At 65.9% G+C, this 23,420-nt stretch carries 19 protein-coding genes; 11 read left to right on the forward strand and 8 right to left on the reverse strand.

Translation table 11 applies throughout. The annotated features are described in order from the left end of the window. The first annotated feature begins 17 nt into the window (after positions 1–17). Positions 18–392, forward strand: coding sequence for a YbaN family protein (locus AC6UUM_RS14675; RefSeq protein ID WP_500802988.1), 375 nt, complete (start codon positions 18–20; stop codon positions 390–392). 7 nt (positions 393–399) lie between these two features. Here AC6UUM_RS14675 and AC6UUM_RS14680 read toward each other — a convergent pair whose 3' ends face one another. Then, on the reverse strand, positions 400–2,493 hold the full coding sequence (locus AC6UUM_RS14680) for a prolyl oligopeptidase family serine peptidase (RefSeq protein WP_500802989.1): 2,094 nt from the start codon (positions 2,491–2,493) through the stop codon (positions 400–402). A gap of 198 nt (positions 2,494–2,691) precedes the next feature. Between AC6UUM_RS14680 and ahcY the strand changes: the two genes are divergently transcribed. The 8 genes from ahcY (at position 2,692) to AC6UUM_RS14720 (ending at position 13,451) form a co-directional block, all read left to right on the forward strand. Beyond that, entirely contained in the window at positions 2,692–4,095 is a 1,404-nt protein-coding gene (gene ahcY / locus AC6UUM_RS14685; protein ID WP_500802990.1) for an adenosylhomocysteinase, read from the forward strand. Positions 4,096–4,190: 95 nt separating this feature from the next. Beyond that, positions 4,191–6,140 (forward strand): TonB-dependent receptor domain-containing protein, encoded by a 1,950-nt coding sequence (locus AC6UUM_RS14690; protein ID WP_500802991.1) that lies wholly within the window; start codon positions 4,191–4,193, stop codon positions 6,138–6,140. Between the two features lie 109 nt (positions 6,141–6,249). After that, positions 6,250–8,289 (forward strand): TonB-dependent receptor domain-containing protein, encoded by a 2,040-nt coding sequence (locus tag AC6UUM_RS14695; protein ID WP_500802992.1) that lies wholly within the window; start codon positions 6,250–6,252, stop codon positions 8,287–8,289. Positions 8,290–8,363: 74 nt separating this feature from the next. Then, positions 8,364–10,349, forward strand: a complete 1,986-nt coding sequence (locus tag AC6UUM_RS14700) for a TonB-dependent receptor domain-containing protein (protein ID WP_500802993.1) — start codon at positions 8,364–8,366, stop codon at positions 10,347–10,349. Next, positions 10,330–10,800 (forward strand): tRNA (adenosine(37)-N6)-threonylcarbamoyltransferase complex ATPase subunit type 1 TsaE, encoded by a 471-nt coding sequence (gene tsaE, locus AC6UUM_RS14705; protein ID WP_500802994.1) that lies wholly within the window; start codon positions 10,330–10,332, stop codon positions 10,798–10,800. The genes AC6UUM_RS14700 and tsaE overlap by 20 nt, the downstream gene beginning before the upstream one ends. Further along, a complete protein-coding gene (locus AC6UUM_RS14710; RefSeq protein WP_500804986.1) occupies positions 10,797–11,771 on the forward strand; it encodes an aminoglycoside phosphotransferase family protein in 975 nt (324 codons plus the stop codon). Before tsaE ends, AC6UUM_RS14710 begins: the two co-directional genes overlap by 4 nt. Further along, positions 11,768–12,526: a nucleotidyltransferase family protein gene (locus AC6UUM_RS14715; RefSeq protein WP_500802995.1), complete on the forward strand. Its 759-nt coding sequence runs from the start codon at positions 11,768–11,770 to the stop codon at positions 12,524–12,526. The genes AC6UUM_RS14710 and AC6UUM_RS14715 overlap by 4 nt, the downstream gene beginning before the upstream one ends. Before the next feature lie 307 nt (positions 12,527–12,833). Continuing rightward, positions 12,834–13,451 carry a YceI family protein gene (locus AC6UUM_RS14720; RefSeq protein ID WP_500804987.1) on the forward strand — a complete coding sequence of 206 codons (618 nt, stop codon included), beginning with the start codon at positions 12,834–12,836 and terminating at the stop codon, positions 13,449–13,451. 4 nt (positions 13,452–13,455) lie between these two features. Here the strand turns inward: AC6UUM_RS14720 and AC6UUM_RS14725 are convergent, their stop codons facing one another. Next, the gene (locus tag AC6UUM_RS14725; protein ID WP_500802996.1) at positions 13,456–15,873 is read right to left on the reverse strand and encodes a penicillin acylase family protein; all 2,418 of its coding nucleotides are present in this window, start codon (positions 15,871–15,873) and stop codon (positions 13,456–13,458) included. 306 nt (positions 15,874–16,179) lie between these two features. On the opposite strand from AC6UUM_RS14725, the gene AC6UUM_RS14730 reads away from it, so the two are divergent. Together AC6UUM_RS14730 and AC6UUM_RS14735 are read left to right on the forward strand one after the other, a co-directional pair. After that, positions 16,180–17,136 carry a stealth family protein gene (locus tag AC6UUM_RS14730; RefSeq protein ID WP_500802997.1) on the forward strand — a complete coding sequence of 319 codons (957 nt, stop codon included), beginning with the start codon at positions 16,180–16,182 and terminating at the stop codon, positions 17,134–17,136. Between the two features lie 126 nt (positions 17,137–17,262). Beyond that, positions 17,263–18,249: an MlaA family lipoprotein gene (locus AC6UUM_RS14735; protein WP_500804988.1), complete on the forward strand. Its 987-nt coding sequence runs from the start codon at positions 17,263–17,265 to the stop codon at positions 18,247–18,249. Between the two features lie 377 nt (positions 18,250–18,626). Here AC6UUM_RS14735 and AC6UUM_RS14740 read toward each other — a convergent pair whose 3' ends face one another. The 6 genes from AC6UUM_RS14740 to AC6UUM_RS14765 form a co-directional block, all read right to left on the reverse strand. After that, complete coding sequence (locus AC6UUM_RS14740) at positions 18,627–19,559, reverse strand: electron transfer flavoprotein subunit alpha/FixB family protein (protein WP_500802998.1); 933 nt, start codon at positions 19,557–19,559, stop codon at positions 18,627–18,629. Beyond that, a complete protein-coding gene (locus tag AC6UUM_RS14745) occupies positions 19,556–20,305 on the reverse strand; it encodes an electron transfer flavoprotein subunit beta/FixA family protein (protein WP_500802999.1) in 750 nt (249 codons plus the stop codon). The genes AC6UUM_RS14740 and AC6UUM_RS14745 overlap by 4 nt, the downstream gene beginning before the upstream one ends. 102 nt (positions 20,306–20,407) lie before the next feature. Continuing rightward, positions 20,408–21,388: an L-histidine N(alpha)-methyltransferase gene (egtD, locus tag AC6UUM_RS14750; RefSeq protein ID WP_500803000.1), complete on the reverse strand. Its 981-nt coding sequence runs from the start codon at positions 21,386–21,388 to the stop codon at positions 20,408–20,410. A 1-nt stretch (position 21,389) separates the two neighbouring features. Next, entirely contained in the window at positions 21,390–22,607 is a 1,218-nt protein-coding gene (egtB, locus tag AC6UUM_RS14755; protein ID WP_500803001.1) for an ergothioneine biosynthesis protein EgtB, read from the reverse strand. 21 nt (positions 22,608–22,628) lie between these two features. Further along, a complete protein-coding gene (locus AC6UUM_RS14760) occupies positions 22,629–23,174 on the reverse strand; it encodes a cob(I)yrinic acid a,c-diamide adenosyltransferase (protein ID WP_500803002.1) in 546 nt (181 codons plus the stop codon). Positions 23,175–23,194: 20 nt separating this feature from the next. After that, the gene (locus tag AC6UUM_RS14765) at positions 23,195–23,395 is read right to left on the reverse strand and encodes a twin transmembrane helix small protein (RefSeq protein WP_500803003.1); all 201 of its coding nucleotides are present in this window, start codon (positions 23,393–23,395) and stop codon (positions 23,195–23,197) included. Positions 23,396–23,420 lie beyond the last annotated feature (25 nt).

The following is a 23,420-nucleotide window of genomic DNA, read 5'->3' on the forward strand; positions in this document are numbered from 1 at the left end:
ACTGATACAAGAGGCGCATGTTCCGCACCCTCTGGCTCCTGATCGGCTTGACGTCCCTCGCGCTTGGCATCGTCGGCGTGGTGCTGCCGTTGCTGCCGACCACGCCGTTCGTGCTGCTGTCGGCCTATTGCTTTGCCCGTTCGTCCCCGCGCCTGCACGATTGGCTGACAAGTCACCGCCTGTTCGGGCCGCTCATCGCCAACTGGCAGCGCCACCGCGCCATTTCTCCACGCGCCAAGTTGCTGGCCATCCTGTCGATGGCCGGCGTGCTCGGCCTGTCGGTGGCGATGGGCGCGCCGCAGCGGGTGATCCTGATCCAGGCGCTGATCCTGCCGGTCACCGCGCTGTTCATCGTCACCCGCCCGAACGGGCCCCAGAAACCTCTAACGTAAGCGCCGCCTATTTCGTGAGCCCGGTCCAGTAACCAGCGAAGGCCCAGAGATCGGCGGCTTCGGCGATGATCTTGTCGGTCGGCTTGCCACTGCCATGGCCGGCGCGGGTTTCGATGCGGATCAGGTGCGGCTTGTCGCCGGCCTTTGCCGCCTGCAATGCGGCCGCATATTTGAAGCTGTGGCCCGGCACCACCCGATCATCGGTATCGGCGGTCGTCACCAGCACGGCCGGGTAATCCTTGCCGCTGCGGATATTGTGGTACGGGCTGAACCCCAGATTGTAGCGGAAATATTCCGGCTTGGTCACATCACCATAATCATCGACCCAATAGCGCCCGGCGGTCCAGTTGGCGTAACGCAGCATGTCCATCACGCCCACCGCCGGCAGTGCGGCGGCAAACAGATCGGGGCGCTGGTTGGTGACAGCGCCCACCAGCAGCCCGCCATTGGAACCGCCCTGGATGGCGAGTTGCCCCTTGCTGGTGATGCCCCCGGCAATCAGCGCTTCACCGGCGGCAATGAAATCGTCGAACACATTCTGCTTGTTGAGCAGGCGGCCGCCATCGTGCCAGGCCGCGCCATATTCGCCGCCGCCGCGGATATTGGCCAGCGCGAACACGCCGCCCATTTCCATCCATACCAGCCGCGACACGCTGAACCCCGGCGTCTGGCTGATATCAAAGCCGCCATAGGCATAGAGCAGCGCCGGATGCGGCTTGCTCATGTCGAGATCCTTGCGGTGCGCCACGAACATCGGCACCCGCGTGCCATCCTTGGATGTGTAGAAGATCTGGCTGACCGCATAGTCGCCCGGATTGAACGCCACCTTGGCCTGGCGCAGCACCGTTGCCGTGTTGGTCGCCGCGTCATAGCGCCAGATCGAACCCGGCGTCGCAAAGCTGGCAAAGGCGAAATGCGTCACGCCGTCAACTGACGATTCAAATCCGCCGGCCGTGCCGATGCCGGGCAATGGCACCACGCCCACGGGCTTGCCATCCAGTTCATGGAGGCGGACCACCGATTTGGCGTCCTCCAGCGTTTCGGCGAGCAGCCGGTTGCCGACCAGGCTGGCGCCGGTGAGCGTCGCGGTGCCTTCGGCAATCAGCGGCGTGATCGCGCCGGTGATGGCATTCATGGCGACGACCCGGCCCTTGGGAGCTTGCCTGTTGGTACGGAAATACAGCGTGTCACCACGGCTGCCGGCCAGCGACCAATCGAAATCCAGCCCGGTCACCAGCGCGCGCGGCGCTTCACCCTTGGCGATATCGGCAACATGGACTTCATACCGGCTGTCGGTGCCTTCGGACGTGATGATCACCAGCCAGCGACCATCATCGGTGACCGCGCCGAAATGGCCGCGCTTGGGATGGGCGGGGGTTTCATACACCAGCACATCGGCCGACTGCGGCGTGCCAAGCCGATGGAAATAGAGTTTCTGGTTGAGGCTGACGCCAAGATATTTCGGCCCGGCCTGTTCCGGAAAGCGCGAGTAATAAAATCCCGAACCATCCTTGCGCCAGGCCAGCGCGCTGGATTTCACCCACTCGATCACGTCCGGCAGGTCCGCCCCAGTCGCCACGTCGCGCAGTTTCAACGTGCGCCAATCGGTGCCGCCATCCTGCACGGCATAGAGGAGATATTTGCCATCCGCCGAAGGCTCCCATTCGGCCAGCGCGGTGGCGCCATCCTTGGCCCAGGGGTTGGGATCGATCAGCACGCGGGGTTCCGCGCCCGGCGTCTGCACATAGAGCACGGACTGATTCTGCAGGCCGGAATTGCGTGTGAAGAACTGCACCCCGCCCTTCACCCGCGGAATGCCGAAGCGCTCATAGTTATACAATTCGGTGAGGCGCGACCGGATCGCCTCGCGCTTGGGCAAGGTCGTCAGATAGGCGCTCGTCACCTGGTTCTGCGCGTCCACCCAGGCGGCCACCTTGGTATCGGTGCGCACGTCATTTTCCAGCCAGCGATACGGATCGGGCACGCTGATGCCGTGGCGCGCCTCCACCTCGGGGCCCCGTTCGGTGGCGGGATAGGTGATCGGAGCGGCAGACACGGCAGCAGCGCTCATCAGCGCGGCCACGAGAAGCAGACGTTGCATGGGCAGACCTTTTCCAGAACAAGCATGACGATGGTGTAGCGGCGCCGCGCCGCTCCGGTCAAACGCGGCGGCGTGTTTTCCGGCAGCCGCAGCGGGGCCATCGGGGTGCATCATATAAAGCAATCTTTATGCTTGCCCTGCGATGCCGCGACGCTTAGGGGGATCGCGTCTTCCAAATCTGAATGCAGGAACCCGATCATGGCCCATGATTACGCCATTGCCGATCTGTCGCTCGCCGATTTCGGCCGCCGCGAAATCAACATTGCCGAAACCGAAATGCCGGGCCTGATGGCGCTGCGCAGCGAATTCGGCGCTTCGAAGCCGCTGAAAGGCGCGCGCATCACCGGCAGCTTGCACATGACGATCCAGACCGCGGTGCTGATGGAAACGCTGGTGGCGCTGGGTGCCGAACTGCGCTGGGCCACCTGCAACATCTTTTCCACCCAGGATCATGCTGCCGCCGCCATGGTGGCTGCCGGCATCCCGACCTATGCCATCAAGGGCGAGAGCCTGGCGGACTATTGGGATTATGTCGGCCGCATCTTCGATTGGGGTGACACCACCGCCAACATCATTCTGGATGACGGCGGCGATGCCACCATGTTCGCGCTGTGGGGCGCCAAGCTCGAAGCCGGCCACACGCTGGGCGAGCCGGAGAATGAGGAAGAAGTCGAGTTCCAGCGCGCGCTGAAGGCGTTCATCAAGGCGCGTCCGGGTTATCTGACCGAAACCGTCAATAATCTGAAGGGCGTGTCGGAAGAAACCACCACGGGCGTCCACCGCCTGTACGAAATCGCCAAGAAGGGCGAGCTGCCGTTCCCGGCGATCAACGTGAACGACAGCGTCACCAAATCCAAGTTCGACAATCTTTACGGCTGCAAGGAATCGCTGGTCGATGCCATCCGCCGCGCGACGGACGTGATGCTGGCCGGCAAGGTCGCCTGCGTTGCCGGCTTCGGCGATGTCGGCAAGGGCAGCGCCCAGTCGCTGCGCAACGGCGGCGCCCGCGTGATGGTCACCGAAATCGATCCGATCTGCGCATTGCAGGCCGCGATGGAAGGCTTTGAAGTCGTCACCATGGAAGAAGCGGTGCAGCGCGCCGACATCTTCGTTACCGCCACCGGCAACATGGACGTGATCACCGCCGAACACATGATGGCGATGCGTCCCAACAGCATCGTTTGCAACATCGGTCACTTCGACAGCGAAATCCAGATTTCCGCCCTGTCCAACTACAAATGGACCGAAGTGAAGCCCGGTACCGACATCGTCGAGTTCCCCGCCGAAGACGGAAAACCGCCCAACCAGATCATCGTGCTGGCCAAGGGCCGGCTGGTCAATCTGGGCTGCGCCACGGGCCACCCCAGCTTCGTGATGTCGGCCAGCTTCACCAACCAGGTGCTGGCGCAGATCGAATTGTGGACGCGCGGGGCGGCATATGAAAACAAGGTCTATGTGCTGCCCAAGCATCTCGATGAGAAGGTGGCGCGCCTCCATCTCGAAAAGCTCGGCGTGAAGCTGACCACGCTTTCGGAAAAGCAGGCGGCGTACATCGGCGTCGGCGATACCGGCCCGTTCAAGCCGGATCATTATCGTTATTGATTGCAAGCCTTTCGCAACGCAATTGACGACGGCGGCCGGCGCGGATAGTGCCGGCCGCCGTTGCGTTTTGGGGCCATGGGCAGGGAGAATCTGCAATGAAGCTTCCGGTCCTTCCCGCTCTGCTGCTGGCCGCATTGCCGGCCGCCGCGCAGGACGCCGCCCCCATGCCGGCCGCCGTCACCCAGCCCGCCGCCGGCAATCGTGCCGATGAAAATGCCGTGCGCGGCGCGGGCGATGCCTTTGGCACAGTGATCGGCCGCGAGGAGATCGGCCTGTACAGCGCCGACGACATCCGCGGCTTTTCGCCGGTGGCGGCCGGCAATGTCCGCATCGAGGGCCTGTATTTCGATCCGGTCGGCCTTCCGTCGGACCGCATCAGCGGGGCCACCACCATCAGGGTGGGGCCATCGGCCCTGGGCAGCCCGTTTCCGGCGCCCACCGGCATCGTCGATATCGGCCTGCGCTTGCCGGAGGGCGAAGCCGCCGGTTCCGCCCTGTTCAGCGCCGACAGCCTGGGCAGCCGTGCGGCCGAACTGGACATCGCGCGGCCGCTGACCGACCGGCTCAGCATCGGCGTGGGCGCCGCGCTCAGCCAGCAGCGTTTCATCGATGCCACGCGCGAAGTGGCGCGTGATGCCGCCGTGATCGCACAGTGGCGGCCGACGGGCCGGATCAGCCTGATCGGTTTTTTCAGCCTGGAATATACCCCGCGCGAAGATGCTGGCCCGCTCTATGTGCCAGCCGGCGCGGTGCTGCCGCCCGACCCGCTGCGCCGGCGCTTCATCGGCCCGGCCTGGGCGGCGGGGCGCAGCACCGAAACCACCGCTGGCACCGTGCTGGATTGGCAAGTGGGTGCTGGCTGGCAGGTTAAGGCCGGCCTGTTCCGCTCCACACTTTCCAGCCCGCGCGCCTTTTCAAACCTGCTGCTGGAAGTGCAGCCCGATGGCCGGGCGCAGCAGCAACTGGTGGCCGATCCACCGCTGTTCTTTGCCAGCACCAGCGGTGAGGCGCGGGTGACGCGGCTATGGGATGATGGCCCGCGCGCCCACCGGCTGCACTTGGCATTGCGCGGCCGCCAGGCCTTCCGTCGCTTTGGCGGGGCGGACAGCATCGATCTCGGCCCCACCCGCATCGACCGGCCCAGCCCGGCGCCGCTGCCCGCCTTTGCCTTTGGCGTGCAGGAGGAAGACCGGGTGCGGCAGCTCACCCTGGCCGCTGGCTATGAAGGCGAATGGCAGGACCGCGGCAGCCTTTCGCTGGGCGTGCAACGCAGCGATTATGCCAAGCGCATCGGACTGCCCGGCCAGCAGGTGGACGTGACGGCGCGGCCGTGGCTGATGAACGTGAATGCGGCGCTGGTGCTGGGGCCGCGCACCCGGCTGTACGGCGGCTATGTCACCGGGCTGGAGGAAAGCGGCGTCGCTCCCGACAATGCCGCCAACCGCAACGAGGCGCTGCCGGCGATCATCACCCGCCAGTTCGATCTGGGCGTGCGGCAGCAACTGGGGCCGCTGGTGCTGGTGGCCGGTGCTTTTCAGCTGTCCAAGCCCTATTTCAATTTGGGTGCGCGCAACCGTTTTGGCCGGCTGGGCGATGTGACCAACCGCGGGGTGGAACTGTCGTTGGCCGGGCCGCTGACACAAAGCCTGTCGCTGGTGGTCGGCGGCGTGTTCAGTTGGCCGCGCGTTTCGGCCGAAGCGGTAGCGCTGGGCGTGTCGGGGGCGCTGCCGGTCGGGCCCGTGCCGCAGCGGCTCAGCCTGTCGGCCGATTGGCGCCCGGCCTTTGCCCCCGGCCTGTCGCTGGATATCGGCCTGTTCCGGGATGGCCGGCAAGTGACCACGGTGGACAACCTTGTGGCACTGCCGCCGCGCAGCTTCATCGATCTGGGTGCGCGCTATGCCTTCCGGCTGGCCGGCAAGCCGGCGGTGCTGCGGGCGCAGATCATCAACGCCGGCGGGGTCAACGGCGTGTTTCTGGAAGATGCCGGGGTTTATGGCCCCCTGGATGGCCGGGTGGGGCAGATCTATCTCACGATCGATTTCTGATTGTGCGCATGGCGACCAATTGGGCGCTACGCAGCAGAAATAAGCCGTTTAACGCTGGACTTGGCCGCTGCGGCTAGCCAAGGAACAGCGCATGAGAAGGGCAGATATCATGACAAGTGTCGCCATGATGACCATCATGGCGGCTGCGGCCGCGTCCTTGGCTGCCGCATCGCCGTCAGCGGCGGCCCAGCCCGCACCGCCCAATGACAGCACTCCGCCACCCTTGACGCCTCCCCCCGCCGACGAACCTGATCTGACGCCGCCAAGCACTGTGGTGGCCGCCACCGGCAGCCGATCATCCGAAAATGCCGTGCGCCAGGCCGGTGATGCCTTTGGCACCTCGATCGGCCGCGAAGTTTCCGGCCTCTACAGCCGGGAACGGGTGCGCGGCTTCTCACCGGTCGCCGCCGGGAATGTTCGCATCGATGGCCTGTATTTCGATCCGATCGTCACGCCATCGAGCCGGCTGGTGCGCGCCACCACCATCCGCGTTGGCCCGTCGGCGCTGGGCAGCCCCTTCCCGGCACCGACCGGGGTTGTCGATCTGGGCCTGCGCCGGCCGGAACGAGAGGCGGCCGCCAGCGTGTTGATCGGTTACAACACGTGGAACACGCCCACGGCCGAATTCGATGCCAGCCTGCCGGTCAGTTCGACCCTGGCCGTCGGCTTCGGCGCCGGCATCGTGCTGGAAAATGGCTTCAACAAGACCCGCGACCATAGTTATGAAGGCGCCTTCATCGCCGAATGGAAACCCAGCGCTGCGTTCAGCCTGCTGCCGTTCATCAATGTGCGCGAAACCCCGATCGACGATCATGGCCCGCTGTCGATCCCGCAGGGCAATTTCCTGCCGCCGCCGTTGCCGCGCCGCCAGTTCTTTGGCCCGTGGTGGTCGCGCGGCGGCGACACCGAAATCAACGCGGGCCTGATCGCCGACTGGACAATAGGCAAGGATTGGCTGGTGCGCGCCGGCCTGTTCCGGTCGCAGCGCGTGGTGCGTGACCAGTTCGCCAATGTGGTGCGCCTCACTTCGCCAGCCGGCTTCGGCCAGCAGAGCATCACCGGCGATCCAACGCTGTACAATGCCGCAACCAGCGGCGAGGTGCGGGTGACGCGGCGGATCGAGGACGGCCCGCGCCTGCACCAGCTGCATTTCACCGTGCGCGGCCGTCAGGGTTATCGCCGCTTTGGCGGCTCCGATACGGTCTCGCTGGGCACGGTCAACATCCTGGGCATGGCGCCGGATGTGCCGCCACCCGTGTTGAAGTTCGGGCCGCAGCAGAAGGACAATGTCCGCCAGTGGACCGGCGGCATCGCCTATGAAGGCCGCTGGGCCGGCATTGGCGAATTGTCAGTAAGCGTGCAGAAAAGCGATTACAGCAAGCGCATCGGCCTGCCCGGCGCCATCACCGCCACCGATGCCAGCCCCTGGCTCTACAATATCACCGTTGGCGTGCAGGTGACGCCGGGGATCTCGCTCTATGGCGGCTCGGTCACCGGCCTCGAGGAATCCGGCGTTGCCCCCAACATCGCCGCCAACCGCAACGAAGCCTTGCCGGCGATCGAGACCAGCCAGCTTGATGCAGGGGTGCGCATCGCACTGGGCGGCGGCATGCGGTTGATTGCCGGGCTGTTCCAGGTTTCCAAGCCCTATTTCAACCTGGATGCCACCGGCCGTTTCGATGTGCTGGGCGAGGTGATCAACCGCGGCATCGAAGCCAGCGTCGCCGGCCCGATCACAGAGGAATTGTCGGTTGTGGCCGGCGGCGTGCTGCTGCGGCCCAAGGTGACTGGCGATGCGGTGACGCGCGGGCTGGTCGGCCGGCTGCCGGTGGGCGCCATCAGCGAGCGGGTGGACGTGTCGGCCGATTGGCGGCCCGGCTTCGCGCCCGGTCTGTCATTTGATGCGCGCCTGTCCTACCGTTCGCCAGAAATCGCCACGGTCAACAATCTCGTGTCGGTGCCCACCCGCACGCTCATCGATCTGGGCGGACGCTACCGCTTCAAACTGGCTGGCAATGATGCCGTGCTGCGCATCCAGGCGACCAACGTGTTCGACGAAAAGGGCTTTGAACTGCGCGGCAGCGGTGCCAATGCCTATACGGTGCTGCCCGGCCGCGTCACCCAGGCCTATCTGACCGTCGATTTCTGAAGGCCCAACATTTTGGTGGGGTTTGCCGCCATCACGCCTTGCAGTCTGGCGCCAAAGCGGCGAACGCAGACGTGATGACGGGGCAGATGTTCATTATGGCCGGCACGCTGGCCGTTCTGGCACCGCCGTTGCTGGCGCAGACTCCGGCCGCGTCCGGGCCGGTTGACGCCGGCGTTGCCGCCACCGGCAGCCGCGCTTCGGAAAATGCCGTCCGCCAGGTCGGCGATGCCTTTGGCAGCACCATCGGCCGCGAAGTGATCGGCATCTACAACCAGATGAATGTGCGCGGTTTCTCGCCGATCGCGGCCGGCAATGTGCGCATCGACGGCCTGTATTTCGATCCGGTCGTGCCGCCCAGCACCCGGATCAGCCGCACCACCGCCATCCGCGTCGGCCTGTCCGCATTGGGCAGCCCCTTCCCGGCCCCCACGGGCCTTGTGGACTTTGGCTTCCGCCGGCCGGGCGATCAGGCCGCGGCCAGCGTGCTGCTCGCCGCCGACGCTTGGGGCACCACCAACGCCGAAGCCGATGCCGTGCTGCCGGTCAATGACGGCCTGAGCCTTGGGCTCGGCGCGTCGGCGCGCTTCGAAAGCGGGCCGGATGCGACGCGAGAGAACAGCTTTGGCGGCACGTTGATTGCGCGCTGGAACCCGGCACCGGGCGTCACGCTGATTCCCTTTGCCAGCCTGCTGCACCAGACGCTGGATGATCACCGCCTGACCTTCCAGACGGCAAGCGAGTATCTGCCGCCGCTGCTGCCGCGTCGGCAGCGCTTTGGCCCGGATTGGGTGAACGGCTCCGGCCTTGATGCCAATATCGGCGTGCTGGCCGATTGGCAGGTGGCGCCGAAATGGCTGCTGCGCGCCGGCCTCTTCCGGTCGTCGCGCAACCGCGAACGCCAGATGACCAATCTGGTGCGCGCGCTGCAGCCGGATCGCACCGGCACCCAGCGGGTCATCGTCGATCCGCGCCTGGCCTTTGCCGCAATATCCGGCGAAGTGCGCCTGACCCGGCAGATCGTTGAAGGCCCGCGCCGGCACGAGATCCATCTGGCCGTGCGGGGCCGCAGCGGCCACCGCCGCTTTGGCGGGTCCGACACGCTGGAGCTCGGCCCGGTGCAGATCGACACGCCAAGCCTGGTGCCGGAACCGGCGTTCCGGTTTGGCCAGCAGCAGTTCGACGATGTGAAACAGCTCACCGGCGGCATCGCCTATGAAGGCCGCTGGCTGGGCGTGGGCGAAGTCGCGGCCGGCCTGCAGTGGACGGACTACAAGAAGCGCATCGATCTTCCGACTGTCAATGGCTTGGGGGGCGGCGTGCAGGCCACCGATGACCGCTTGCTGCTGTATAATGTCACGCTGGCCGCCAATATCACCGATGCGCTGGTGATCTATGCTGGCACCGTCAATGGCCTGGAAGAAAGCGGCATCGCGCCGGGCAATGCCGCCAACCGCAACGAGGCCCTGCCGGCGATCCGCACCCGCCAGTTCGATGCCGGCCTGCGCTGGGCGCTCACCGATCAGATCAAGCTGGTTGCCGGCGTGTTCGACATCACCAAGCCCTATTTCAACCTGGATGCCAACAACCGCTTCGACGTGCTTGGCGATGTGGTGAACCGCGGCGTCGAAGCCTCTGTCGCCGGGCCGCTGACCAAAAGCCTCAGCATCGTGGCCGGCGGCGTGTGGTTGTGGCCCAAGGTGTCGGGCCCCGGCGTGGTGGCGGGCGGCGCCATCGGCTCGCGCCCGGTGGGTGCCATCAGCCAGCGGATCGAGTTCAGCGCCGATTGGCGGCCGCCATTCGCGCCGGGCCTGTCGTTCGACACGCGGCTGGCCTGGCGCAGTTCCGAAACCGCCACGGTCAGCAACCGCGTGGCCATCCCGGCGCGCAGCATCGTCGATCTGGGCGGACGTTACCGGTTCAGGCTGGCGGGCAACAATGCCCTGCTGCGCGTGCAGATCAGCAACCTGTTCGATATGGAGGGCTGGGACCTGCGCGGTGCTGGCGCCTATGGCCCCATTCCGGGCAGACTGGCGCAGGCCTATGTCACCATCGATTTCTGAACCGGCCATCGTGCTCGACACGCCGGCGGACACGGCCGCGCTGGCCGCCGCCATCGCCGCCGTGCTGCGCGCCGGCGATGTCATCGCGCTTTCCGGCGATCTCGGTGCCGGCAAATCGACCCTGGCGCGCGGCATCATCCAGGCCCTGGGCTGGGCCGGCGAAGTGCCGTCGCCCACCTTCACGCTGGTACAGGCCTATGATCCGCCCGATGTGAAGGTGCCGGTATGGCATGTCGATCTGTACCGCATCGATCATCCAGCCGAAGCCGACGCGCTCGGCCTGTTTGAAACCGATGCCGCGTTGATCATCGAATGGCCCCAAAGGCTGGGCGCTCGCCTGCCCGCCACGGCCTTGCATCTGCATATCGATGGCAGCGGTGATGAGCCCCGCACCTTGACTTGGGACGCGCCCCCGGCTTGGGAAGGCCGGTGGCCACAATTGCAACCATGATTCCGCCGCCGGGCACCGGTGCCTTCCTCAACGCCCATGGCTGGGGCGGTGCAGCGGTGCGCCCGTTGGCAGGCGACGCCAGTTTCCGCCGCTATTTCCGCGTCACGCTGGGGACGCGCTGCGCCGTGCTGATGGACGCGCCGCCCGACAAGGAGGACAGCCGGCCGTTCCTGGCCATCGGCAAGCATCTCGACACACTGGGATTTTCCGCGCCACAGGCTATGGCCACTGATCTGGACCAGGGCCTGATCCTGCTGGAGGATTTCGGCGATGCCCGCGTCAATCCGGTGCTGGCCGAAGATGCTGCTGCCGAGCACGAGATTTACGCTGCCGCAGTCGATCTGCTCGCCGCGCTCCACCAGCACCCGCCCACCGACGTGCCGCCCTACAGCGAAGCCGAGTATCTTCGCGAAGCCCGGCTGTTCCCGGACTGGTATCTGCCCGCCGTCGGCCTGGCCGAAGCCCCGGGCCATGATGCGGCCTGGGCGCCGCTGTGGCCGGCGCTGTTCACCCATCCGCCGGTGCTGGTGCTGCGCGATTATCATGCCGACAATCTGATGCTGCTCGACCGCCCCGGCCACCAGCGGCTTGGCCTGCTCGATTTTCAGGACGCGCTGGCCGGCCACCCCGCCTACGATCTGGCCAGCCTGTTGCAGGATATCCGCCGCACGGTTTCGCCCGAACTCGAATCGGCGATGCTGGCCCGCTATATCGCGGCGCGGCCCGAACTGGATGAAGCGGCCTTCCGCACCGCCTATGCCATTCTGGCGGCGCAGCGGAACATCAAGATATTGGGTGTGTTCACCCGGCTCTATGTTCGCGATGGCAAGCCGGCCTACCCGCGCTTTCACCCGCGGCTGTGGGAAATGGTGAACGCCAATCTCGAACATCCGGCGCTGGCGCCGGTGAAGGCCTGGTATGATGCGCATGTACCGGCCAGCGCGCGCCGCGGTGTGGAGGTGCCATCATGACGACGCCGCCGCCGCTGTTCCTGCGCCCCACCATCGCCTGCACCCTGCCCGAAACGGCCATGGTGATGGCGGCGGGCCTGGGCAAGCGCATGCGGCCGCTCACTGCCACCCGCCCCAAGCCGCTGATCGAAGTTGCGGGGCGCAGCCTGCTCGATCGTGCGCTCGATGGCGTTGCGGCGGCCGGGGTCGAACATGCCGTGGTCAACGCGCATTATTTCGCCGATCAGATCGAAGCTGCGGTCAAATCCCGCCAGCACCCGGCCCGCATCGACATCTCCGATGAACGCGCCCTGCTGCTCGAAACCGGCGGCGGCATCGCACAAGCCTTGCGGCTGATCCGCGGTGACAGTTTCTTCACCATCAATGCCGACAATATGTGGATCGATGGCCCGGTCGATACGCTGCGCCTTATCGCGGCGCGCTGGAACCCCGATCAGATGGACGCGCTGCTGCTGTTGGTGCCGCTGGCCCGCGCCCATGGCTATGATGGCCGCGGTGATTTCCACATGGATGGGCTGGGCCAGCTTACCCCGCGCGGCGGGCTGAAGGTGGCGCCCTTCGTCTATTCCGGCCTGCAGATCATCAGCCGCCGCTTGTTTGAAGGCGAGCCGGCCGAACCTTTCACCATGTGGCGCGCCTGGCACAAGGCGCTGGCCACGGGCCGCATGTTCGGCTTGTCCCACCCCGGCCTGTGGTTCCATGTCGGCACCCCGGCCAGCATCGGCGAGACCGAAGCGTTGCTGGCCGAGGCCTGAGCTAGAGCGCTTTCCGACCAAGTTGGATCACCGTCATCGCCCTTTCGGGCGACCCCTCCGGGGCGGGGCGCCTTTGGTTCAGGGCAGCGTCGCTCGTCGGTTACGATGCGAAGAGCATCGCGCCCTCCTCGCTTCTTGCCCTGAACCAAATCCGCCCCAAGAAGCCTTTGGCGTACCGATGACCCAACTTGGTCGGAAAGCACTCTACCCCCGCGATTATCAGTATGTCGGGGCCATGATTATCGGCTATCCACCCAACCGAGGAACCGGGCACGCCCCCGTGCGGCTCTGGTCATGGAGATTGATGATGCGCACTGCCTGGATGATCGCGATTGCCCTGCTCGCTTCGGCGGCCACCGCCCAGGTGCCCGGCGCCCGGAATCTCGCAGCCGTCAGTGGCGGCACCTACAGCGCCGATCCCGATCATACGCTGGTGATGTGGACGCTCGATCACCTCGGCTTCACGCCCTACACCGGCATCTTCGGCAGCGTCACCGGCAGCCTGACCATCGATCCCAAGGCGCCGAACAACGCCAAGCTGGACGTGACCATCCCGGTCGCCAAGGTGACCACCGCCAGCGCCGGCCTGACCGGCCACCTGCTGCGGCCCGCCAAGGACGGCGGCAAGCCCGACTTTTTCGGCCCCACCCCGGCCGATGCACGCTTCGTGTCCACCAAACTCGTCACCAACGGCGAGACCGGCACGCTGACCGGTGATTTCACCTTCAATGGCGTCACCCGGCCCGTCACCCTGAACGTCAGCTTCTATGGCGCCGGCAAGACGCCGCCGCAGATGGGCGGCAAGGAGAATATCGGCTTCCGCGCCACCGGCACCATCAAGCGCAGCGAATTCGGCCTGGGCTATGGCGTGCCGATCGTCGGCGACGAGGTGAAGCTGGAGATTGCTGCGGCGTTCCAGAAATAAGTGCTTAACCGCCCGACGACCGGGCCGGCGCATAGTCGATGATCTGACGCGACACGGCGGCGGCCTGCACCACATCCGGGCGCATCTCGATCTTCTTCAGCTCATTGGCTTCGTGCATCATGGTCTGGTCGGTCAGATGCGGATTGCCCTGGCCCTGTGGGTTGATGAACAGGCTCTGCCCGCCGGCATCGACCACGGAATAGAGCGCCGGCTGGTCGTGCGCGATCTCCATCAGGCCCACCCAGCCTTCGCCGCCATTGTGCGGGGCCATCACCGGCCCCAGTTTCAAGATGGCCGAAAGGCGCGGCGGATCGGGATCGTCCGGCAGGGCGGGCCGGTCGGGACGCTGGGCGGCTGGGTCGAAATATTTCCAGAATATCGGCTGTTTCCAATCGGCCATGGCCTGGCCCGGAAACCGGCCGCGCAACTGGTTCACGCTCGCCTTGATCGTCTCCGCCACCAATTGGTCGCGATCCCGCCCTTGCAACCAGTCGAACGCCAGCGGCGCGCCGGCCTTGTCGCCCTGAAGCGCGCGCAGCAGCAGGCTGGTCTGATAGCGCAGGTAACGCTCCTGATCGACGCGCTGCCACCAATCGCCGATCGAGTCGCCAAAGATCATCGCCGGCGCTGTGGCCAGCCACTGGCGGAACAGGGTCAGCCCGGCATTGTCATAACGCTGATCCGCATCACGATCTTCATACAGCCCGTTGAACGCCTGCATCAATGCGCCGGCTTCCTTCACCTCCGGATCGCTGCTGGCCGCCATCGCCGCCCGGATATAGGGGGCAAAGAAATCCGGGTGCGTCTGCGTGCGGTCGCTGGCGCCCAAAGCGTGGAAGATCGTCTCGTTATACGCCCGCATATCGAGCAGCGTGATCGCCTGGCCCTTTGCCGCCAGCCGGTTGCCTGCCCAGGTGCGGAATGTCGCGCCATTGCGGGCCTCGGTGCCTTCCGGGCTCCAGCTTGTCGCCTTGCTGTTCCAGGCGTGGAGGAAGGCTTGTTTCGGGTTGCGCACATGCGGCTGCTCGGCCGGCGTCAGATAGCCCGACAGCTCATGCGCGCCCGTGCCCGGAATCGGCAGGCGCGGATCAACGCCAGCGGGCAATTTCGGTAGAAGGCCGGCTTCCCAGAAGGCGATCTGGCCATCTTCGCCGCCGTAACAGATGCCAAGATTCCAGCCCATGCGATTGACGCCCTTGGCCTCGAATTCCTCGATGCTGCGCGCCCGCCCCATCTCGACAATGCCGACCCAGTGGTCGATTTCCCGCCCGCGCATGGCGAAGCTGTGGGAAAAGGCCACGTTGTTGGCGGCATCCCACTGGATGACCGGGCCATGCACGGTGCGCGCCACTTCGTGCACCACCGGGGCCGCGCCCTTGACGAGGATGGTTTCGGTGCGCCGCTCCATGTCGCGCCAGGCGCCCTTGAACCAATATTGATATTTGTTCCTCGGATTGAGCTTTTCGGCAAAGACCGAATTGGCCTGCGCCACGCCCGACGTGAGCAGCCAGCCATGCTGCACGCCGCGGCCCATGAACGGCGGGCCATAGGCATTGAAACTGAAACCGGCCTGGTCAAAGCCGCCGCCGCGCAGATGGATTTCCGGGCCATCGGCGGTGGCCTCCAGCATCAGCACCTTGCCGCTGGCGGATTTCTGCGGGCCGATCACCAGGCAGCGGCTGGCGCCGGTCGGCGCTTCGCCGGAGGGCGGCGGTGCCGGCGACCGAGTCAAATCGACGCCGCCGGCCCTGAGCGACACCTGGCGGTCCACCGGCAGCGGCCGCGCCGGCGCCCGATCCTCGCCAGCGGCAATCACCGTGGGCGAATCCGGATCAGAGAGCGGCACGACATCATTGAAAATCCGCCGGCCCACCGCTTCGCCATGGCGTTTGATCATCGCGTTCAGAAACGCCAGATTCTCGATCTCATGCGCATCGCGGCCCCCCGGCACCGACGCGACATAGCCCAGGAAATCGATCAGCGTCCACGGGCTGGGCTTGATGCCCCAGCGGTTATACTCGATCGGCGTCTTGTGCGCCGGATCGGCCAGCACCTCGGCCACGGCGCGATTGATGCCATCGACATAGGCCTGCATCATCGCCTGGTGCTCGACCGGAATCGCCTGATACATGCGCATCAATTCGGCATCGGGCAGCCGCCGATCCCGCGCCGTCCTGTCACCCGGCACCGCCGCCGGCCCCAATATCTCCGCCCGGCGCCCGGCCCCGCCGCGCCGCTGCAACTCCATCGCCGCCAGCCGATCCTGCGCCAGCGCATAGCCGGCACCATACATCACGCCAGCCGATGTATCGGCAAACACATGCGGGACGCCCATGGCATCACGGTGAATGGTCACCGGCTCAGCCGCCGCCGGGCCACACAGCGCACACATCAGGGCCGCCACTCTAATCTTCGCCCTCACCGATTGCCCCGAACCCATGCCGCCCCCCGCTGCCATTTCACCCGCCCGGTTTTGCCAGTTTTGACGAACCGGAGGGGTTAGTGCGTTGATTTTATTTGCTGTTTCAGTTTTTCGCCTTTGATTTGCGCCAGACCTACAAACAACAGCATGATGACAGGCTTTGCCGCTGTAGGACAGCGGGCAGAGCGTCAGGCCCCAAAAGCGTTCCCCATCCCACCCTGTCATTGACTTGTCACACGCCCGGCCCCATGGCCTCGCCCGTCCTGTTCTATCGTGGCGGACCAAACGCTCGCCTGGACGGGACCAATGCAGCATTTCAGCGACGATGCGCGGATCGACGCGGTCATCACCTGGGTTGATGGCGACGATCCGGCCCATATCGCCCGACGTCAGCGTCATCAGCCGCAGACGGCGCGCAACGCCAATGCCACCAACCCGCACCGCTGGGCCTGCAATGACGAGCTGGGCTATTGCCTGCGCTCCATCGCCAATCATGCGCCGTGGATCGGCCGGATCTGGATCATCACCGATGCGCAAATGCCCGATCTGTCACGCCTGCCGGCCGATCTGGTGGCGCGGGTGCGCATCGTCGATCATCTGACCCTGTTTGCCGGCCATGAAGCCGCGCTGCCCACCTTCAACTCGCTGGCCATCGAGACCTTGCTGTGGCGCATCCCCGGCCTGGCCGAGCGCTTCGTCTATTTCAACGATGATGTGTTCCTGACCGGGCCGCTGGCGCCCGAGGATGTGTTCCAGGGCGCGGCACCGGTGCTGCGCGGCGCCTGGGTCGATCAGAGCGCCATCGCCGCCGATCCGGCCAGCCGCGATGATCCGGCGCTGCTCAACGCGCTCACCCAGATCAACGCCGCGGCGCTGGCGGGCTTTGGCGCGGACCGGCTGTTCCGCGCCGCGCACGTGATCCACCCGCTGCGCCGTTCGGTGCTGGAACGCCTCTATGATCACCACCGCGCGGCGTTCGTGGCCAATCTCGGCCACCGCTTCCGCTGCGTGTCGCAATTCCTGCCGCAGGGCCTGCACAATCACGCCTGCATCGCCGCCGGCATCGCCGTGCTGCATGACGGCGAGGATCACCTCCACCTGCGCACCGGCGCCGTGCTGGATTACCCGCTGCCGCAAGTCCGCGCCTATCTCGCCCGCGCGTGCCAACCGCAGTTCAAGTTCCTGTGCATCAACGATCTCCCCCAGGTCGAAGCCGCCATCCCCGACACCCGCGCCTGGATCGAACGCGCGATCGCGGCATGAGGGGAGAAGGGGGCCTCCGGCGGGCAGGGTCGCGGACCTCCGCACCCGATTGTTTTTTGGCCGGCGCTTGATGGCCGCGTTGGGTGGAAACGTGAACGGCGCGCAGCGGGCGCCCGGCGCTTGGACGTGATCGCCTTTGGCGCACTCGCCGCCGCCGCCCTTTCCGTTGGCACCGCGGCAGCGCCCGCCGCCGCCGCGCTTACCGCGCAGGAGAGGCAGCCGGCTGCCACTGCACCGGAGCCGTCGGCAACGCTGCCCGCTACCCAGCCGACGGTTGGGGTGGCCGTTCCCACATTCGTCGGTGACACGACTGAGACAGCAGCGCCCGCCGGGCTCACCAAGGCCGATGGCATAACGGTCAGTCCGGGTTCGACCACCGGCCCTGCGCCAGAAGAGGGCAACGAGATCATTGTCACCGCGCGCCAATCGTCGCGGATTGATCCGCTTGCCAAGTTCAACGCGCAGTCGTTCGCCGCCATTCAGGCGGTCGACAAGGCGGTCGTCGCACCGGTCGCGCGGGGATATGCCTCGGCCGTTCCCAAGCCTGTCCGCAACGGCCTGCGCAACGTGTTGCGCAACCTCGACGAACCGGCCAGCTTCCTCAACTACATCCTGCAGCTCAAGATCGGGCGCGCAGCCAAGTCGGCGGCACGGTTCGGGATCAACTCGACCATCGGCGTTGGCGGACTGTTCGACATGGCACGGCGCAAGCCGTTCAACCTGCCTTACCGGCCCAACAGCTTCGCCAACACCTTTGCCTGCTACGGCGTCGGCAATGGCCCCTATTTCTTCCTCCCGATCGTGGGCCCCACCACCTTGCGCGATCTCTTCGGCCTTGGCCTGGACAAGGCGGTCCTGCCCACGGTGGTGGGCAAGCCGTTCGATGATGGCAAGGTGAACGTGGCGCTCGGCGTCGTCGATGCCCTGACCGACCGGGTCGAGATCGATAGCCAGCTCCAGCGTATCCGCAACGAAAGCGGTGATCCCTACGTCGCCGTGCGGGAGGTCTATCTGGCCCAGCGGCGGGCCGAGATCGGCGCGATCTGCCCGCGCCATGGCGACACCAGCCCCGATCCCGATCTCATCCCACGCGTGGGCAAGGGTCCGCGCTGAGCGGGCTCAGGTCGCGGCAATCGAGCAGGTGGAGGCGCTGCCGAACGACAACCCGTTCCGCTTCAATCCATGTGCCCCATCGGAACGGCGTGTGTCGGGTTGGCTGCCGACAAAGTGCTTTCCGACCCTGACCATCCGAAACCGGACCGTCTCATTCCGGCCCGCCAGGAACGGCAGGTTTCAGGACGGTCTCGCGGCCATTGCAACGACCGGGATGAAGGCTCCAAAGGAGACACCAAACAAGTGGGTGCATGGACCGCGTCCCTGCCCACGTCACCGACTTGATTTGGGCCGGAGCCCCCCCTTTCTCCCAAACACAAAAAAGGCCGCCGCTCCCTCCCCGAAGCGGCGGCCTCTTGGCAGCGCGGTTGGCGCGCTTACAGCTTGCCGGTCAGTTCCGGGACCAGGGTGAACAGATCGCCAACCAGGCCGACGTCCGCGACCTGGAAGATCGGGGCTTCTTCGTCCTTGTTGATGGCGACGATGATCTTGCTGTCCTTCATGCCGGCCAGGTGTTGGATGGCACCCGAAATGCCGACGGCCAGATAGAGTTCCGGCGCGACGATCTTGCCGGTCTGGCCGACCTGATAATCGTTCGGGGCATAGCCAGCATCGACGGCAGCGCGGCTGGCGCCGACGGCGGCACCCAGCTTGTCGGCGAGCGGATCGATAAATTCGTGGAACTTGTCCGACGAGCCCAGCGCACGGCCGCCGGACACGATGATCTTGGCGGCGGTGAGTTCCGGGCGGGCCGACTTGGTCAGTTCAGCGCCGACGAAGCTGGAGGTGCCGGCATCGCTGCCGCTGCCGACCGCTTCGATGGCCGCGCTGCCGCCGCTGGTCGCCGCCTTGGCAAAGGCGGTGCCGCGCACGGTGATCACCTTTTTCGCATCGCTGCTGGTGACGGTGGCGATGGCGTTGCCGGCATAGATCGGCCGGGTGAAGGTGTTCGGGCCTTCGACGCTGAGGATTTCGGAAATCTGCGCCACATCCAGTGCGGCAGCAACACGCGGGGCGATGTTCTTGCCGCGGCTGGTCGCCGGGGCCACGAACGCATCGTAACCGGCCATGAGGCCAGCGATCAGCGGGGCGAGGTTTTCCGGCAGGGCCGCGCCCAGCGCCGCATCATCGGCCACCAGCACCTTGGCAACGCCCGCCACCTTGGCAGCGGCCTCGGCCACGGCGCCGCAGCCGCTGCCGGCCACGAGCAGATGCACATCGCCGCCCAACTGCGTCGCGGCGGTCACCGCGGCCAGGGTGGCGTCTTTCAGTTCGGCATTGTCATGTTCGGCCAATACAAGAACGCTCATGCCACGGCTCCCATTTCCTTCAGCTTCGCCACCAGTTCATCGACGCTCTTCACCTTGATGCCGGCCTGGCGCTTGGCCGGTTCGGTCACCTTGGTGATGGTCAGGCGCGGCGTCATGTCCACGCCGTAATCGGCCGGGCTCTTGGTGGCGACCGGCTTGGATTTCGCCTTCATGATATTGGGCAAGGATGCATAGCGCGGCTCGTTCAGGCGCAGATCGGTGGTGACCACCGCCGGCAGCTTCAGCGCCACGGTTTCCAGGCCGCCATCGATTTCGCGGGTGACGTTCACCGTCTCGCCCTGCGGATCGAGCTTGGAGGCAAAGGTGCCCTGCGCCCAGCCGAGCAGGCCGGCGAGCATCTGCCCGGTCTGGTTGGCATCGTCATCAATGGCCTGCTTGCCCAGGATGATCATGCCCGGCTGTTCCTCGGCGACGACGCCGGCGAGGATCTTGGCGACCGCCAGCAATTCGGTCGGCACATCGGTCAGCACCAGGATGCCGCGATCGGCGCCCATGGCGAGCGCGGTGCGCAGCGTTTCGGTGCATTGCTGCACGCCCACGCTCACCACCACCACTTCAGTGGCAATGCCCTTTTCTTTCAGGCGGATGGCTTCTTCGACGGCGATTTCGTCAAACGGGTTCATGCTCATCTTGACGTTGGCCAGCTCGACGCCGGTCTGGTCGGATTTCACCCGCACTTTGACGTTGTAATCTACCACCCGTTTGACGGGCACGAGCAGCTTCATATGCATCACTTCCCAAGGTTGTGCTGATTTCGCGTGCTTGCAACGCACAGGCGCGCCAGTCAACCTGCCGGCTTGTGCGGGCTGCCAAAGGCCGCAGGGTCGTCAGGGCTGCATCGCGCCTGCATCATGCTGCCACAGATGCACGGCGAAGCGCTGATCGGGATCGGTCCAGGTGGTGGTGGGCAGCCAGCCACTGGCGCGGGCCATCAGCCGGCTTTCGGGCAGGGTCCATTTATAGCTGTTTTCGGTGTGGATGGTCTCGCCGGCCGCCAGGCGGAATGTTTCGCCGGCGGCGGTGAAGTCCGTATCCTGCACCGCCACCAGATGCATTTCGATGCGGCCGAGCGCAGCGTTCCACACGGCGCGGTGGGCGAAATCGTCGATGCACACGGTGCCGCCGAGTTCACGGTTGATGCGGGTGAGCAGGTTCAGGTTGAAGGCCGATGTCACCCCGGCCGCATCATCATAGGCCGCCTCCAGCGTGGCCACGCTTTTGCCAGGGCCGGGCGCCAGATCAAGGCCGATCACCAGCCAGCTGCCCGGCCCCAGCAGCGCCGCAAAGCCGCGCAGCAGATCGATGGCGGCCATCGGCGCCAGATTGCCCAGCGTCGAGCCGGGGAAAAAGCCAAGCCGCGGCAGCCCGGCCACGCCGGCCGGCACCCGGAAGCTCTGGGTGAAATCGGCGACCACCGGCAGGATCGGCAGGGTGGGGAAATGTTCGCCCAGCGCAGCGGCCGATTGCTGCAGGAATTCCCCGGAAATATCGACCGGCACATAGGCCGCCGCCTGCAACGGCTCCAGCAGCAGCGGGGTTTTGGCCGATGATCCCGATCCATATTCGATCACCGCCCGGCCCGGCCCCACCAGGGCAGCGATGGCGCCGGCCTGTTCGGCCAGGATCGCGGTTTCGGTGCGCGTGGGATAATATTCGGGCAGCCGGGTGATGGCTTCGAACAGCTGCGATCCGGCCTCGTCATAGAAATAACGCGCCGGAATCACCTTCTGCGGCTGAGCCAAGCCGGCGCGCACGGCGTCAGCAAAGTCGAAGGCGACATCCTCGGCGGGGCCGGCGGCTTCATACATCTCAAGCGTCCTTCGCCAGCCGCAGGCCGCTGAACTGCCAACGCTGCTGCGGCTGGAAGAAATTGCGCACACTGGCCCGCGAACTGCCACGCGGCGTGGCGCAGCTGGCGCCTTTCAGCACCATCTGCCCGTTCATGAACTTGCCATTATACTCGCCGACCGCGCCGGGCGCCGGGCGGAAGCCCGGATAAGGCAGGAAGGCCGAGGCGGTCCATTGCCAGCAATCGCCGAACAGGCCGGAGCTGGCGCTCGTGGGCTGCACCGGCGCGGCCGTGTCCAATTGCGTGCCGGCGCACGGGTCGTCATCGCGCGCGGCCTGTTCCCATTCGGCCTCGGTGGGCAGGCGCGCGCCGGCCCAGGCGGCAAAGGCATCGGCCTCATAGAAACTGATGTGCGTGACGGGTGCGTGCGGGGCCAGTGGTTGCCGGCCGGCCAGGGTCATGCTGGTGCCATCCGCCTGCCAGCGCAGCGGCGCGGTGATCCCTTCGCGCTGCACCCACGCCCAGCCATCCGACAGCCACAGCCGGGAATCAGCATAGCCACCGTCGGCGATGAACGCATGAAATTCTGCATTGGTCACCAACGTGCTCGCCAATTGGAACGGCCGCAGCAGCACATCATGCGCCGGGCCTTCGCAATCAAAGGCGAAGCCCGCCCCGTCATGGCCGATGCGCACGATGCCGCCGTCATGACTCAGCCACTGGCGGGCGCGCGGCGATGACTCAACCGGTGCGGCCGGCAGATACGCCGGCGCCAGCGGATTGGCGGCAAACAGATCGAGAATGTCGGTGAGCAGCAATTCCTGATGCTGTTGTTCGTGATTGATGCCCAGTTCGACCAGTGCCAGCGCCGCCGCATCCAGCCCCGGCAGCGCCGCGATCAACGCCGCATCGACATGATCGCGCCATTCGATCACCTCGGCCAGCGACGGCCGCGTCAGCAAGCCCCGTGCGCTGCGGGGGTGACGCGGGCCGGCCGATTCGTAATAGCTGTTGAACAAATAGCCGAAGCGCGGATCAAAGGTGCGATAGGCCGGCAGATCGGCAAGCACAAAGGCCTCGAAAAACCAGGTCGTGTGCGCCAGGTGCCATTTTGCCGGCGAGGCATCGGGCATGGATTGCGCGCTCGCATCTGCATCCGACAGCGGCGCTGCCAACGCCGCGGTCAGCGCGCGGGTGCGGTGGAACGCAGCCAGCAAATCCGGGACGTCGGTGGCCATGGCGCAGGCCTCCTGCAAAGATCAACGATGGGCGCCAGGCACCCAGAGCACATCGCCTGTGGCACGATTTTCCACACGCGACAGCACAAACAGCAAATCCGACAATCGGTTCAGATAATGCCGCGCATCGGGCGAAATTTCGTCGCCGGCGGCCACGGCATCACGCTCGGCGCGGCGCACGATAGTGCGGGCCAGATGCAGATGGGTGGCGGCCGGGGTGCCGGCGGGCAGGATGAAGCTGGTCAGCGGCGCGAGGCCTTCGTTGGCGGCATCGATCTGTGCCTCCAGCCACTCCACCTGCGCCGCGACGATGCGCAACGCGCCATCGATGCCCGGCGGGGTGGCGACATCGGCGCCCAGATCGAACAGATCATTCTGGATGCGCGACAGGATCGCATCGGTGGCCGGCGTCGCCGCCAGACGCGCGAGGCCGATGGCGGCATTGGCTTCGTCCACACTGCCCATCACCACCGGGCGGTGGCTGGCCTTGGACACGCGGCTGCCATCAACGAGGCCGGTGGAGCCATCATCACCGGTGCGGGTGTAGATGCGGTTGAGCTTGACCATTGGCCCGGACCAGCCCTGACTTAGCCGGGCCGGTTGATCAGGAACAGGATGACGATGAACAGAATCGCCAGCGCCTGCAGCGCCACGCGCAGGCTCATCATCCGATTCGATTTCTCGCCGGTGATATCCTTGCCGCGCGCCATGATGATGATGCCGCGCGCCAACACCCCCAGCGTGGCGACCGCAGCGAGGACCATGAAGATGACGAGCGTGGTTTGCATCGGCTGGGTCTACCATTGTTTGACG

The sequence above is a fragment of the Sandarakinorhabdus sp. genome (assembly GCF_987265915.1).